Below are 13,088 nucleotides of genomic sequence, written 5' to 3'. Positions count from 1 at the left end.
ATCCTGGAAGTCGCGATCAACTCGCACTCGGTGCGATCGTCGATGCACACGGGGTCTAGGAGGCGATCGTGACACGAGTGTGGCTGATCAGGCATGGGGAAAGCGAGTCCAACGCGGGCCTTCCCGGCGGGGAGCCGGGGGCTTCGGCGCTGACCGAACTCGGCAGACGGCAAGCCCTCGAAATCGCGGACTCGCTGTCCGAACCGCCTCGGTTGATCGTGACGTCGCCGTTCCTGCGGGCACGGCAGACCGCCCAGCCGACGATCGAGCGGTTCCCCGGTGCGGAGCGTGAGGAGTGGCCTGTCCAGGAGTTCACCTTTCTCGGCGAACTCCATGGACAGGTCACCACCACCGTCACCCGTAAGCCGTACACGGAGGCCTACTGGTCCCGTGCCGATCCGCACCACGCGGTGAACGGCGCGGAATCCTTCGCGGCGCTCTTCACCCGGACCCAGGATTTCCTGGCGCGGCTGGGAGACAGCGAACCCGGGCCGATCGCGGTCTTCACGCACGGGCTCTTCATCCGCGCGGTCATGTGGTCGTTGCTGACCGGGATCACCACGCCGGACAGCGAGGCCATGCGCGGATTCCGCACGTTCGCCGACACCTACCTCGTGCCGAACGGCAACATCACCGAACTGCGGTACACACCCGGGAAGCGGGTTCCGCGAGTGGTGGTCCCGCTCGCGTCCCGGTACGCGGACCGCTAGGGCTTCAGCAACAGCTGGAGCTTGTTCACCCCGGTCATGTTCGGGCTCGGGATGAACGACGGCGGAGCGGCCGGATCGGTGCGCAGATCAGGGAAGCGGTCCAGCAGGATGTTGAGCGCCGTCTTCCCTTCCAGCCTGGCGAGCGGGGCGCCGATGCAGAAATGGATCCCGCGGCCGAAGGCCAGGTGCGGGTTGTGCGCCCTCGCCGGATCGAAGGTGCCGGGATCCGTGAACGCACGCGGATCCCGGTTCGCCGCCGCGACCCAGATGCCGAGCATGCTGTCCGGCGGGATCGTCTGGCCGCCCAGTTCGACCTCGGTCGTCGTGGCGCGGGCGACGAGGGCGAACGGGCTGAGGAAACGCAACGATTCCTCGATGGCGGCGGGCAGCAGTGCCCGGTCCTCGCGGACACGCCGGTACTCCTCCGGATGGGAATCCAGGCACAGAACCGTGTTCCCGAGCAGCATCGTGGTGGTGATGTGCCCGGCGAGCAGCAGCACGTTCGCGAAGTTGACGACTTCGTTCTGCGTGAGTTTCGCGCCGTCGACCTCGGCTTCGACGAGTTTGGTCAGCAGGTCTTCGCGCGGGTTCCGCCGCCGGTCGTCGACATGCTCGGCAAGGTAGTTCACCAGGTTCTTTATCTGTGCGGCAGTTTCCTCGGCGGCCTTCTTGTCCTCCTCGGTCTGCTTGATCAGTGACCGCTGCTGGCTGTTCCGCAGCAACGTGTCGACCCATTCCTTGAACAGGTCGCGATCGCTCGCCGGGATGCCGAGCAGTTCGGCGATGACGATCACCGGCAGCGGGTAGGCCAGATGGGTCACCAGTTCCATCGAGTCCGCGCCGTCGACGGTGTCGAGGAGTTCGTTCGTCAGCGCGGCGATCCGCGGTTCGAGATCCGCGACGACCTTCGGCGTGAAGGCGTGGCTCACCAGCGTGCGCAGCTTCTTGTGATCCGGCGGGTCCATCACGAGCAGATTGCCCTCGACGAACAGGTCCTTGTCCGGTGAGAGCTCCTCGGGGATCAGCCGGGTGGTGTCGGAGGAGAACACCTTGGGATCACTCAGGGTCTTCAGCGCCTCTGCGTGGCCGTAGACGTTCCACATGCCCGTCTCGGAATCGAAACGGACCGGCTCGGCCGGGAACTCCTCTCGAAGCCAGAACTGGCCTTCGTGGACGCCCCAGTTTTCGGCGATCGTGGTCATGGCTTGCCCCCTTCTTCAGTGGTGGAGAGCCCGGATCAAGCGGGCTCCTCGGGGCCGTCCTTCCGGTAGATCCAGGCGCGATAGGACGAGATCAGATCCTGGAACGCCTGGATCACTTCGGCCGCGGTGGCGGCCACGTTCGCCGGGGACGGCGGCTCCGGCGGCTCGAACGCCGTCCGGATGATGTGCGCGAGAGCGTCGGCCTTCTCCTCGGAGTCGAGGTCGGCGCCGTCGGCGATGAAGCTGTCCATCAGGTAGAACCCCAGCGACGAGGCGCGCAGGGAAAAGAGCAGGTTCGGGATGTCGTCGCGCAGCAGGCCGCGGTCCGTCATCGTCTTCAGGTAGCGCTCGCTCACGACCGCGTCCTGATCCTGCAAAGGATGTTTCTTCAACCGGCCCAGCAGTTCGGTGTTGCCGGTGATGAGCGCGCCGAGCAACGGGTTCCGCTGGGTATGGAGGAAGACCGCCCGATGGAACCGGTGTGGGACGACTTCCGCCGGATCTTCGTCCAGCCGGGCAAGGAGATTCTCGGCGGCCCGGAGGGATTCACGCAGGAGCAACGCGTGGAAGAGGGTTTCCTTGGTGGGCCAGTGCAGGTAGATCGTGCCCTTCCCGATGCCCGCCTGACTCGCGATGTCCTCGATGGTCACCTTGCGATAGCCCAGCCGCGTCAGCAGGACGCCGGCCGCGTCGAGGATGCGATCGGCGCGACCGGCGGTGCGGTCCGGACGTTCTGCCACGTGCGCTCCCCATCTCTGACTTCGTGACCAGATTTGCTCATCTGGTCATCCGGTCAGTTAGACGGTAGCCCCGGGGGTGCCGGTCCGGCAAGGGAATCGACGAGTTTCTTAACGCAGACGGTGGGCGAGCAGGAACTTCCAGATGACCGGAGTCGCGTCGATGACGGTCGGAGTGACGGAGTCGTTGTTCGGCGCGGTGCTCGGCCAGACGTGCCCGGCACCTTCGACCCGGTAGTGCTGCAGCGAGCAACCGAGCCAGCGCTGAACGGTGACGTCGGTTTCCGGCGAATACCGGATCGGATGCGGGAAGCAGCCGTTCCGGTCCGCCCACGCGGCGAGCCAGTCCGGCAGCGCCGGCAGGCCCTTGGCGGGATTCCCGGCGTAGGGGATCGTCGCGTCGGCCGTGCCGTGGAAATCGAGAATCGGGGCGGGACGCGACGGGTGGCATTCGCCGCCCTGCGGGTAGAACGCGCCCGCGACGGGTGCGAACGCCGCGATCCGGCCCGGCATCCGGCAAGCGAGGACACCGACGAACCCGCCGCCGTTCGACTTGCCCGTCGCGTAGATCCGGCGGGAGTCGACACACAGTTCACGCTGGAGCGTGTTCAGCAGATCGCTGGTGAAGAGCACGTCGTCGGCTGCGGCCGAGTACGGCGCGCCGGTCCATGCCGATTCGCCGTCCGTTCCCGGAAGTCCTTGCGGATAGACGGAAATCGCGTCATACGCGGAAAATCCGGATAGCTCCTCCTGGTATTTCGACGTGCGTTTGTGGCCGTGGAAGGACAACACCAGCGGGTACGGCCGGGACGGCCGGTACTGAGGCGGAACGTGCACCGTGTACTCGCGGAGCAGGCCGCCGGACGTCAGCGTCCGCAGCGTCGTCGTCCCGGCGGGAACCGGGGACGGACGCTGGCAGCCGGTCGTCCGCACCGGGTGATCGATCGGCGATGGTGCGGCCGACGCCGTCGGGGCGGCGAACAGGCTCAGTCCGGCAGCGGCGGCGGCAGTCAGCGCGAGACGACGCAGGTACTTCGTGGGACCAGGCACGCGATCCTCCTTGATCGGGCGGCAGGGCGTGGTCAGGGTCACTCCTGCCGCGGGCCCGGTCAGCATTGTGTTCATTGAGTTTTCGGACCGCTTTCCGTCACCTCTGGCGGGCGTGCCGATCGGGCTCGCCGAGGATCCAGGGGTGTCCAGCCGGTCGCAGGTCAGCCGCAGGCGCGTTTCGCCGCGAGCACGCGGGTCAAGGCCTCGTCGACCCGGGCGGCCGGGAGGTCGCCGGACGCGAGCGCTTGCTCCAGGGTGGTCAGCACCGTCCCGACGTTGCCGCCGGAGGACCACAACGCTTGATCCGCTCCCGCCTGCAGGGCCTTGAGCACGGCCGTCTGGAGCGGGTACTGCGCCGTGATCGCCTTCATCGCCCCGAGATCGTCGGTGATCACCGGGCCGTTGAACGCGTAGTCCTTCCGCAGCAGCCGGTACGCCGGTGCCGACAGGGTCGACGGGGTGCCGCCGGTCAGATCGGGCACGTCCAGGTGTCCGACCATGACGCCGATCTCGCCGTACTCGCCGATGTCGCGGTACGGCACCAGGTCGACCTTGCGCAGCGAGGCGAGCGGCGGCGTTCGTACCAGTCCCTTGTGGGAATCCCCCGTGGCGTGCCCGTGCCCGGGGAAATGCTTCAGCACCGGCTGCACCCCCGCGTCCCGCAGGCCCTGCGCGAACGCCAGGACGTACTTGCGCGCGGTTTCCGGGGCCGCGCCGAACGATCGGTCGCCGACGATGTCGCGGTCCGGCTGGTCGGTGATGTCGGCGTCGGGCGCGTAGTCGACGGTGACACCGCGGGCTCGCATCTGCCGTCCTCGCTCGGCCGCCTTCGCCCGTACCTGCGCCGGCGTCAGTGTCGAGGCCATCTTCCGGGCGCTCGGCATGTCGCCGTCGAGGGCGTCGATCCGCTGGACACGGCCGCCTTCTTCGTCGATCGCGACCGACACCGGGACCTTCGCGGCGCGCTGGACGTCGTCCAGTGCGCGGTTCCGCAACAGGGCCGTCTCGTTGCCGCCGAGGAAGATCCCGCCGACCTGCTGGTCGCGCACCAGCTTCACCGCCGCCTGCGGGTCGCCGGCGTTCACGCCGACCACCACCAGCTGGGCCAGCCGCTGCCGGGGGCTCATCCCGGCGATGACGGCTTCGCAGCCTGGAACGGGCGCCTGCTCCGCCCTCGGTGACGGCGAGGGCGTGGGCTTGCTGGAGGCGGGCTGGCTTGAAGCGGCACTGCCGCGCGGCGGAGGTACGGTTCCCGCTGGCTGCGCGGATCCGGCCCCGTCGTTCGCCGTACCGCACTGCACGCTGGTGGCCAGGACGGTGGCGGCTCCCAGGATGACGGCCGCCCACCGCTTCGTCGTCTTCGGTCGCCCGGAGTTCATCGGCTCGTTTCGTTCGTCGTCCATGCCGGTGTCGACGGTAACCCCAGTTGCCCTTTCGTACGCGCTCGCGTGCCCTTTGATGCGTGACCGCGTCGGGCAGGGCGTTCGGCTTCACCTCCTTCCGGATCGTGTTCTCTCTGGTCAAGCCGGTGTTCGTGCTTGACAACTGGATCCGCTCCGCCGTAGATTACCACATGGTTATGGAACCGCAAGGTTATCCATCTCCTCCCCGGGTAGGCGACGGGGGAGGAGATCGTGAGAACTCGAACTCGTGAGACCTGCTCGAACCCAGGAACAGGAAGGCGGGCGACCGTGGCACAGGATCTGCTCGATGTCACCTTCGCGGCACTCGCCGACCCCACCCGCCGCGCGATCCTCGCGCGGCTCGCGCACGGCGAGGCCACGGTGACGGAGCTGGCCGAACCCTTCGCGATGAGCCAGCCCGCCATCTCCAAGCATCTGAAGGTGCTGGAGCGGGCGGGGCTGGTGGCAAGGGGGCGTGATGCCCAGCGCCGCCCCTGCCGGCTGGTGGCTCAGCCGCTGAAGAACGCGAACGAATGGCTCGGCGGCTACCGCCGCTACTGGGACGAGGCCTTCTCGGAGCTGGATCTCGTCCTCGACGGGGAGATGCGGCACCCGGAACGCCGTCCAGAGACCGATTGACCACCGCACGAGCGGAAAGGAACAGCACGATGGGACGAACTCTCAGCGTGACGAAATCCGGCGATCTCGAGATCGTCATGACGAGGTCCTTCGACGCGCCGAGGACGCTGGTGTTCGACGCGTGGACCAAACCGGAACTGGTGCGCCGCTGGTTCGGTCCGCGCGGCTGCGAGGTCGTCGAATGCGAGATCGACCTGCGGGTCGGCAGCAGGTGGCGCTACCGGCTGCGCCACGGCGGGACGGACATGGTGCTGCAGGGCGTCTACCAGGAGATCGACCGTCCGGAAAGGCTCGTCTCCCTCGAGACGAACGAGGACTGTGAGGCGTCGGAAGGCCAGGCCTTGGCGACTCTGACGCTGGTCGAACACGAAGGGGCCACCACGCTGACCCAGGTGGTGCGGTACGGCTCGAAGCGGGTCCGGGACGCCGTTCTCGAATCCGGGATGGAACGGGGCATCGGCGAGGGCTTCGGCAAGCTGGCCGAGTTCCTGGCCGCTCCGGTGGGGGCGTGAACACGATGACCGCCATCGCGGACCGATATCGCGTCCGGGCCGACGCCTTCGAGAGCAAGGTCGCCGCCGTCCAAGCCGGGCAGTGGGAGAGCGGATCTCCGTGTGAAGAGTGGAACGCCAGGGATGTCGTCGGGCACATCGTCGACATGCACGGCGCGATGCTTCGCCCCTTCGGGCGTGACCTCGGGCCGGCGCCATCGCTCCTGGACGACCCGCTGGGCGCCTTCCGTGCCGCGCGGGCCGATGTCGAAGCCGTCCTCGCCGATCCCGTGCTCGCGGCCACGGAACACGAGACACCGACGGGGAAGATGACCGCGGAACAGCACATCGACCAGGTCGTCAGTGCCGACATGGTGATCCACGGCTGGGATCTGGCCCGGGCCACCGGGCAGGACGACACGATCGATCCGGAGGAGATCGCCCGGATGTGGCCGGCGGCGCAGGCGATCCCCGATCAGATGAGGATTCCCGGAGCGTTCGGGCCCGGCATCGTCGTCTTCGGTCCCGAAGTGAAAGTGCCCGAAGACGCGCCCCTGCAGGACAGGCTGCTCGGCCTGATGGGCCGGGACCCGAACGCCTGACACGGATCAGACATGGATCCCGCGGTGTCGCCGGACGGGCCGGGAAGGAACAGGTACCTCGGCGGTATCGGTTCCCTTGGCCGCGGCCAGGACACGTTCCAGAACCGACAGAGAGGTGGTGAGCAAGGAGATCTGGTTCTGGATCCGAGTCCTGGCGATCTCCAGTTCGCCGGTCATCTCCGGCGAGGGCACCAAATGCGTGTGGTCCCCGGAAACGCACGGAAGGAGTTCCGCGATTTTGCCGCTGCACAACCCGGCCGAATAGAAGAGCTGGATCTGCAGGACCCTGGCGACGTCTTCTTCGGTGAAGGCCCGGTAGCCGTTGCCGCATCGAGCGGGAGTCAGCAGGCCTTCCGTTTCGTAGTACCGCAACGAGCGGACGCTCACCCCGGTTCGCTTCGCCAGTTCACCGATCTGCATGAGTCCACAGTAGCCGCGGGAACCGAGGTTGACCGTGACGTCGGCGTCAGGGTTTAGCTTCGCGTTCATGAGGCTGCTCGAAGTATTCCGCGGTACCGCGCTCCAGTTGACGAACCGCATGGCGATGGCCCCGATGACCAGGGGGCGCGCGGACGATGTCACCGGCCTACCGCATCCACTGACGGCCGAGTACTACGCGCAGCGCGCGAGCGCCGGTTTGATCGTGAGTGAAGGTGTCTGGGTGAACCGGACCGGCAAGAGCGGCCCCGGTATTCCAGGGCTGGCGACAGAGCAACAGGCCGAGGCATGGCGCGCGGTGACGGCGGCCGTGCACGAGAAGGGCGGCCGCATCTTCGCGCAGCTCTGGCACGCGGGGAGGGTCACTCACCCCGGAGTGATGGGCCGGACGCCGGTGGCGCCGTCGGCGGTCCAGCAGGCCGGGCGGATCTTCTCGGCCGGAGGCTGGACGGACACGGTCGAACCTCGTGCGCTCGGCGAGGAGGAGATCGGTGAGGTGGTCCAGGACTTCGCTTCGGCGGCCCGGCGAGCCATCGAGGCGGGATTCGACGGCGTGGAGCTCCACGGTGCCAACGGCTACCTCATCCAGGAGTTCCTCGCCGACAACACCAACCGCAGGGAGGACCGTTACGGCGGCTCGGTCGCCGCCCGGCTCTGCTTCCCGCTCGAGGTGGTGGCGGCCGTGGTCCAGCAGATCGGCGCGGCCAGGGTCGCCCTGCGGATCTCGCCGGGAAACCCGGAGAACGACATCGTGGAAGGCGACTGGAAGGAGGTGTACTCACGGCTCGTGGCGGAACTTCGCCGGTACGAGCTCGCGTACCTGCACGTCATCGACACTCCTGACGCCGAGGTGCTGTCGCATCTGCGGCCCTTGTGGCCAGGAACGCTCATCGCGAATCTGCGGTCCGAGGAGCCGACCACCCGGGACGAGGGTGAGTCCTTGATCGAGTCCGGGCTGGCCGACGTGGTCGCTTTCGGCAGGTTGTTCATCGCGAACCCGGATCTGCCCGCCCGTTTCGCTCTCCGTGCTCCGCTGGCTCGGGCGGACCACGCCGTCTACTACGGCGCCAGGCTCAATGGCTACACCGACTTCCCGGCGTTCGAACCGGACTCGGCGAAGTTCGCCTGTTCGGCGCGCAGCTGATCTTCGCCGCCCGCTCTACAGTGCGGGGATGGTCAAGACGGCAGTGGAAATCGCGGCGGCTGTGCGTGCCAAGGAACTCGATCCGGTCCAGGTGACCCGTGAGGCGCTGGCCCGGATCGCGGCGGCGGACGGGGTGATCGGTGCGTTCCGCCGGGTGCGGGCCGAGGAGGCACTCACCGAGGCAGCCGCTGTCGCCGAACGTCCGGACCTGGCGGATCTGCCCTTGGCCGGGGTGCCGGTCGCGGTCAAGGACGTCGCGCCGATCGAAGGCGAATACGCCTCGTGGGGGTCGCGTGCGGGTTCGTCGACGCTGTCCTCAGAGGACGGTGAGATAGCGCGGCGCCTACGCGCGGCCGGAGCGGTGATCGTCGGCCTGACCCGGGTGCCGGAGTTGTGCATCTGGCCGTCGAGCGACGATCCGGACGGGACAGCGCGCAATCCGCGCAATCCGTCCTATGCCGCCGGTGGTTCGTCGGGCGGAAGCGCCGCGGCCGTCGCGGCCGGGTTGGTGCCTATCGCGCACGGCACGGACGGGCTGGGGTCGATTCGGCTCCCGTCCGCGATGTGCGGGATCGTCGGTCTCAAACCGGGTAAGGGCGTGGTCCGTGTACCGGGGGAGAACGGCTGGTTCGGCCTGTCCACGCACGGTCCGATGACGACCACCGTGGCCGACGCCGCCGTGCTGATGTCGGTCCTCGCCGAAGAGCCGGGGCTGACGGACCTCGTCACCCCGAAGCGGTCCCGCATCGCTTTGTCGACCCAGGTCCCGCTGACGAGGGCGCCGCTGCCCCGCGCGTTCAGCCGTGCCGTCGCCCAGGCCGGAGAGCTGTTCCGTGCGGCAGGGCACACCGTCGCGCCCGGCACGCCCCGGTACAGCGCCGGAGCGATCGGTGGCCTCCTGGTGCGCTGGGTCGCGGGCCCTGCCGAACAAGCGGCCGAGTTCGATCTCGCCGCGCTCCAGCCCCGGACACGCACCCACGTCCGGCTCGGGCGGCTGATGGCCGAACGCGTCCGGGAGAGCACCCGGGAGCGCTGGCTGGAGCGTGCCGAAGAGTTCTTCACCGACCACGATGTCCTGGTCACGCCCATGATCGCGACGCTCCCGCTCAAGGCCCGCACCTGGCACGAAAGCCGGTGGATCGCCAACGTGCTGCCATCCGTGCGTGTGGCGGGCTTCGCGGGCCTGTGGAATCTCGCGGGCTATCCGGCGATGTCCGTGCCGGTCGGGGTGCATCCTTCGGGCATCCCGGCCTGCGTCCAGCTCGTCGCCGCGCCCGGCGGGGAAGCGCTCCTCCTGGGCCTCGCCGCCCAGCTCGAAGCGGCCAATCCCTGGCCGCGCACCACCGCCTCCTGACCGTTCCCAGAAGGGAGCAAGGGACCTTTGCTGTCACTCTCCAAAAGAGAGTGACAGCAAAGGTCCCTTGCTACTTCGTGCTGTTCAGGAGCCGGTTTTGGCGGGTGACGGCTTCTGCCCGTTCGACTTCGGGCCGTTCTGCTCGTTCTGTCCGTTCTTCGGCGCAGCGGCGGCAGGCGCCGAAGGAGCGGGCTTGGGAGAAGGTTTGGCGGCGGCCGGAGCGGCGGCCTTCGAGGCGGGCGGCTCGGCGGGCTTGCCCGCCGGCTTCTTCTCCTCGGCCTTGCTGTCGCCACCGACGAGCTTCGAAGCGTGCGGGATCACCGACTCCTCGGGCAGTGCCGCGAGCATCGCCTCGCTGCCCTTCAGGACCTCGTCGGCCTGCATCAGGCTCTTGCGGGCCTGCTCGCGGATCTCCGCCAGCCGCTCGACCTTCCGCTGGGCGGCGGTCGTGCGCTGGGCGGCGGTCGTCGTGGCCTCGTCGAGCCGGCGCTTGGCTTCGGCCGTTGCCTCGTCGATGCGGCGCTTCGCCTCCGCGGTGGCCTCGGCGATCCGGCGCTCGGCCTGATTCTTGCTGGCCGTCTGCTGGTCGGCGATGTGCTTCTCGTGCGCGGCGCGCTGAGCCGCGATCGTCTGATCGAACTCGCGCTCGATCTTCCGGCGCTTGCGCTCGGCCTCGTTGTCCAGCAGTTCCCGGCGCTGGGCGGCCTCGACGGTCAGCCGCTGGACCTCGGCCCGCGTCTCGGCGAGCGCCGATTCGTGCTCTGAGTGCAGCGCGTCCGCCTGCTTGTCCAGCTCGGCGACGAGCCGCGTGTAGCGCTCACGGAGCTTCTTCGAAGCTTCGCTCGACGACGCCCAGTGCTTCTCGGCGGCGACCTCGGCACGCTTCGTGATCTCTTCCGCGCGCGCCTGTGCGAGCGTGACGGTGCGCTGCATCCGCTCGTCGAGGTCTTCGAGCCGCTCCGGCGGCTTCTTCAGCTCCTCGATCCTGGCGTTCAGCTTCGCCACCTCGTGGCGGACGGTTTCGAGTTCGCGCGTGGCCGATGTCGCCTGCGCGATCGCGGTGTCGCGGTCGGTGATCACGCGATGCAGCTGGGCTTCGAGATGATCCAGATACTGGCGCACTTCGTTCCGGTCGAAGCCGTGCCAGGCCTGGGTGTATTCGCGCCGCAGGGGCAACAGGCCGTTGTCTCGCTCGGGAACCATGGCCACGACGGTACCTGCGTACCCGGTGTCGCCGTTGTCAGGCTTCGTGATTCACCGACGTGTGTCGGCTCTCAGCTGCGATCCCTCACCTGAACGGCCGCCACCCGTGTGCGCAGTGTCACCAATGGAAGCCGCGGCTGAGCCGGGCGAGCGCCATCGCCGCACGAGACAGATGCTGCTCGCCCTTCCCGATCTTGAGCCCGCCTTCGCCGCCCGCGGCCGCGGAATCCGGGAACACCCGGAATCCTTGGTAGGCCACGGCATCCGTGAGTCCCGGTGTGAGCGTGTACGCGAGCCCGATCGCCTGCCCGGCGGGCGTGCCGATGTGCTTCGGACGCTCCCTCAGCGCCTTCATCACCATGTCCGCCGCCTGATCCGGGGATTTGGTCGGAAACGCGTCGTAGATCTTCGTCGGCCGGATCATCGGCGTACGCACGAGTGGCATGTGGATGGTCGTGAAGGTGATTCCATCGCCGTGGGTCTCGGTCGCGGCGATCCGGGAGAAATAGTCCAATGCGGCCTTCGACGCCGCATACGCCGAAAAGCGCGGCGCGATTCCCTGGACGCCGATCGACGAGACGTTGACGATATGCCCGAACTTCCGCTCGGACATATGCGGCAGCACCGCGAGGATCAGCCGCACCGCGCCGAAGTAATTGATCGCCATCGCGCGCTCGTAGTCGTGGAACCGGTCGTACGACAGTTTGATCGACCGCCGGATCGACCGGCCGGCGTTGTTCACGAGCATGTCGATCCGGCCGTGCTCGGCGAGCATCGCGTCGACGGCCTTGTGCACCGATTCCTCGTCGGTCAGGTCGGCCGGGTACACCGACGCGGTGCCGCCCGCGGCGATGATCTCGTCCCGCACTTCTTCGAGCTCGTGCTGCCGCCGTGCCACGAGCAGCGGCACCCCGCCCGCGGCGGCGACCTTGATCGCGGTCGCCCGGCCGATGCCCGAAGACGCGCCGGTGATGATCACGCGACGGCCGTCCAGTTCGCCGCGCGGGCCGTGCTTGCGGGCGCGGAACGGGTCCAGGTGCTCTCGCCAGTAGCGCCACAGGGTGGGCGCGTAGTCCTCGATCCGGGGCACCTCGACGCCCGAACCGATGAGTGCCTTGCGCGTCGACGCCGACGAGAACACCGACGGGAACGCCATGGTCTCCAGCAGCACCGGCGGGATCCCGAGCCGCTCCAGCACGGCGTCACGCGCGATCGTGAAGCCGGGGATGTGCTCGCTCAGTTTCACCAGGTTGACGATGCCCTTGGACACGCGTTCGTTGAGCTGTACGGAGATGGTCGGCGCACCCGCCGCCTTCGCGAACGCGTTGTAGACCGAGACGACCGGCTGCGGTTCCGGGTTGACCAGGTGGAACGCGCGCCCGTCGAGCCCCTTCGTGGTGATCAGGGCGTTCAGCGATTCGGCGACGTAGTCGACCGGGACGACATTGGTGTCGCCGAGGTCGGGGCCGACGATCGGCACGTCGGGCAGCCCGGCGAGCCTGCTGATCGCGGGGAACAGGTAGTACGGGCCGTCGATCTTGTCCATTTCGCCGGTCTCGGAGTTCCCGACGACGACCGCGGGCCGGTACACCCGCCACGGCACGTCCTGCTGCTCGCGCACGAGGCGCTCCGCCTCGAACTTCGTGCGGTGGTACGGCGTGACGAGCCGCTGGCCGACGTCGAACATCTCTTCGGTGAACATGCCCTCGTGGTCACCGGCGACGGCGACCGAGGACACGTGGTGCAGGCAGCCCGCGTTCAGATCGGCGGCGAGCGCGATCACCTGCGCGGTGCCCTCGACGTTGGCCTTGATGCTGGCTTCGTCGTCGGCGGTGAGGTCGTACAGGGCGGCGAGGTGGACGATGTGATCGACGCCGCGAAGCCGCTCACGGTCCTCCCCGGAGACGCCGAGCAGTGGCTCGCCGAGGTCACCGGTGACGAGGGTGACGCGTTCCGGATGCGGCCAGGCGTTCACGAGTTTGGCGAGTTTGTCCCGCGAGGACGCCCGGACGACGAGCGCGACCTCGTCGACGTCGTCCCTGGTGAGCAGCAGCCGGGTGAATTGGCGCCCGATCAGCCCGGTCGCCCCGGTCACCAGAAAAGTCGCCATTCGCC

General features: G+C 68.3%; 13 protein-coding genes. 6 read left to right on the top strand and 7 right to left on the bottom strand.

The genetic code is table 11. The features are described 5' to 3' along the window. The first annotated feature begins 68 nt into the window (after positions 1 to 68). Positions 69 to 710 carry a histidine phosphatase family protein gene (locus AC069I_RS21165; protein ID WP_478226202.1) on the top strand — a complete coding sequence of 214 codons (642 nt, stop codon included), beginning with the start codon at positions 69 to 71 and terminating at the stop codon, positions 708 to 710. On the opposite strand, the gene AC069I_RS21160 is transcribed toward AC069I_RS21165, so the two are convergent. The 4 genes from AC069I_RS21160 to AC069I_RS21145 form a co-directional block, all read right to left on the bottom strand. Further along, positions 707 to 1,912: a cytochrome P450 gene (locus AC069I_RS21160; protein WP_478226203.1), complete on the bottom strand. Its 1,206-nt coding sequence runs from the start codon at positions 1,910 to 1,912 to the stop codon at positions 707 to 709. The genes AC069I_RS21165 and AC069I_RS21160 overlap by 4 nt on opposite strands. Before the next feature lie 35 nt (positions 1,913 to 1,947). Then, positions 1,948 to 2,652: a TetR/AcrR family transcriptional regulator gene (locus tag AC069I_RS21155; RefSeq protein WP_478226204.1), complete on the bottom strand. Its 705-nt coding sequence runs from the start codon at positions 2,650 to 2,652 to the stop codon at positions 1,948 to 1,950. A 108-nt stretch (positions 2,653 to 2,760) separates the two neighbouring features. After that, the gene (locus AC069I_RS21150; protein ID WP_478266229.1) at positions 2,761 to 3,699 is read right to left on the bottom strand and encodes a CE1 family esterase; all 939 of its coding nucleotides are present in this window, start codon (positions 3,697 to 3,699) and stop codon (positions 2,761 to 2,763) included. A 161-nt stretch (positions 3,700 to 3,860) separates the two neighbouring features. Further along, positions 3,861 to 5,102, bottom strand: a complete 1,242-nt coding sequence (locus tag AC069I_RS21145; protein ID WP_478226206.1) for a glycoside hydrolase family 3 N-terminal domain-containing protein — start codon at positions 5,100 to 5,102, stop codon at positions 3,861 to 3,863. Between the two features lie 288 nt (positions 5,103 to 5,390). On the opposite strand from AC069I_RS21145, the gene AC069I_RS21140 reads away from it, so the two are divergent. From AC069I_RS21140 to AC069I_RS21130, 3 genes are read left to right on the top strand one after another with little or no spacing between them, the layout of a single operon-like run. After that, positions 5,391 to 5,741, top strand: coding sequence for an ArsR/SmtB family transcription factor (locus tag AC069I_RS21140; protein ID WP_340687061.1), 351 nt, complete (start codon positions 5,391 to 5,393; stop codon positions 5,739 to 5,741). Between the two features lie 29 nt (positions 5,742 to 5,770). Then, positions 5,771 to 6,253 (top strand): SRPBCC family protein, encoded by a 483-nt coding sequence (locus AC069I_RS21135; RefSeq protein WP_478266228.1) that lies wholly within the window; start codon positions 5,771 to 5,773, stop codon positions 6,251 to 6,253. A 5-nt stretch (positions 6,254 to 6,258) separates the two neighbouring features. Further along, positions 6,259 to 6,834 carry a TIGR03086 family metal-binding protein gene (locus AC069I_RS21130; protein WP_478226404.1) on the top strand — a complete coding sequence of 192 codons (576 nt, stop codon included), beginning with the start codon at positions 6,259 to 6,261 and terminating at the stop codon, positions 6,832 to 6,834. 6 nt (positions 6,835 to 6,840) lie between these two features. On the opposite strand, the gene AC069I_RS21125 is transcribed toward AC069I_RS21130, so the two are convergent. Next, a complete protein-coding gene (locus tag AC069I_RS21125) occupies positions 6,841 to 7,323 on the bottom strand; it encodes a MerR family transcriptional regulator (protein ID WP_478226208.1) in 483 nt (160 codons plus the stop codon). Between AC069I_RS21125 and AC069I_RS21120 the strand changes: the two genes are divergently transcribed. Together AC069I_RS21120 and AC069I_RS21115 are read left to right on the top strand one after the other, a co-directional pair. Further along, on the top strand, positions 7,322 to 8,416 hold the full coding sequence (locus AC069I_RS21120; protein ID WP_478266227.1) for an alkene reductase: 1,095 nt from the start codon (positions 7,322 to 7,324) through the stop codon (positions 8,414 to 8,416). The genes AC069I_RS21125 and AC069I_RS21120 overlap by 2 nt on opposite strands. A 28-nt stretch (positions 8,417 to 8,444) precedes the next feature. Continuing rightward, positions 8,445 to 9,770, top strand: coding sequence for an amidase (locus tag AC069I_RS21115; protein WP_478266226.1), 1,326 nt, complete (start codon positions 8,445 to 8,447; stop codon positions 9,768 to 9,770). A gap of 84 nt (positions 9,771 to 9,854) precedes the next feature. Here the strand turns inward: AC069I_RS21115 and AC069I_RS21110 are convergent, their stop codons facing one another. Beyond that, the gene (locus AC069I_RS21110) at positions 9,855 to 10,973 is read right to left on the bottom strand and encodes a cell division protein DivIVA (protein WP_478266225.1); all 1,119 of its coding nucleotides are present in this window, start codon (positions 10,971 to 10,973) and stop codon (positions 9,855 to 9,857) included. 118 nt (positions 10,974 to 11,091) lie between these two features. Continuing rightward, positions 11,092 to 13,083, bottom strand: a complete 1,992-nt coding sequence (locus AC069I_RS21105; protein ID WP_478234759.1) for an SDR family oxidoreductase — start codon at positions 13,081 to 13,083, stop codon at positions 11,092 to 11,094. Positions 13,084 to 13,088 lie beyond the last annotated feature (5 nt).

This window comes from Amycolatopsis sp. NPDC043885, assembly GCF_056435685.1.
Note: the sequence above shows the minus strand (reverse complement) of the source record. Positions and strands in the feature narration are given on the sequence as shown.

Bases quoted from the DNA above. Each gene is read 5' to 3' on its own strand.
- AC069I_RS21135 (WP_478266228.1), top strand. From the start codon at position 5,771: ATGGGACGAACTCTCAGCGTGACGAAATCCGGCGATCTCGAGATCGTC.
- AC069I_RS21125 (WP_478226208.1), bottom strand. From the start codon at position 7,323: ATGAACGCGAAGCTAAACCCTGACGCCGACGTCACGGTCAACCTCGGT.
- AC069I_RS21110 (WP_478266225.1), bottom strand. From the start codon at position 10,973: ATGGTTCCCGAGCGAGACAACGGCCTGTTGCCCCTGCGGCGCGAATAC.
- AC069I_RS21105 (WP_478234759.1), bottom strand. From the start codon at position 13,083: ATGGCGACTTTTCTGGTGACCGGGGCGACCGGGCTGATCGGGCGCCAA.
- AC069I_RS21130 (WP_478226404.1), top strand. From the start codon at position 6,259: ATGACCGCCATCGCGGACCGATATCGCGTCCGGGCCGACGCCTTCGAG.
- AC069I_RS21145 (WP_478226206.1), bottom strand. From the start codon at position 5,102: ATGGACGACGAACGAAACGAGCCGATGAACTCCGGGCGACCGAAGACG.
- AC069I_RS21120 (WP_478266227.1), top strand. From the start codon at position 7,322: ATGAGGCTGCTCGAAGTATTCCGCGGTACCGCGCTCCAGTTGACGAAC.
- AC069I_RS21160 (WP_478226203.1), bottom strand. From the start codon at position 1,912: ATGACCACGATCGCCGAAAACTGGGGCGTCCACGAAGGCCAGTTCTGG.
- AC069I_RS21115 (WP_478266226.1), top strand. From the start codon at position 8,445: ATGGTCAAGACGGCAGTGGAAATCGCGGCGGCTGTGCGTGCCAAGGAA.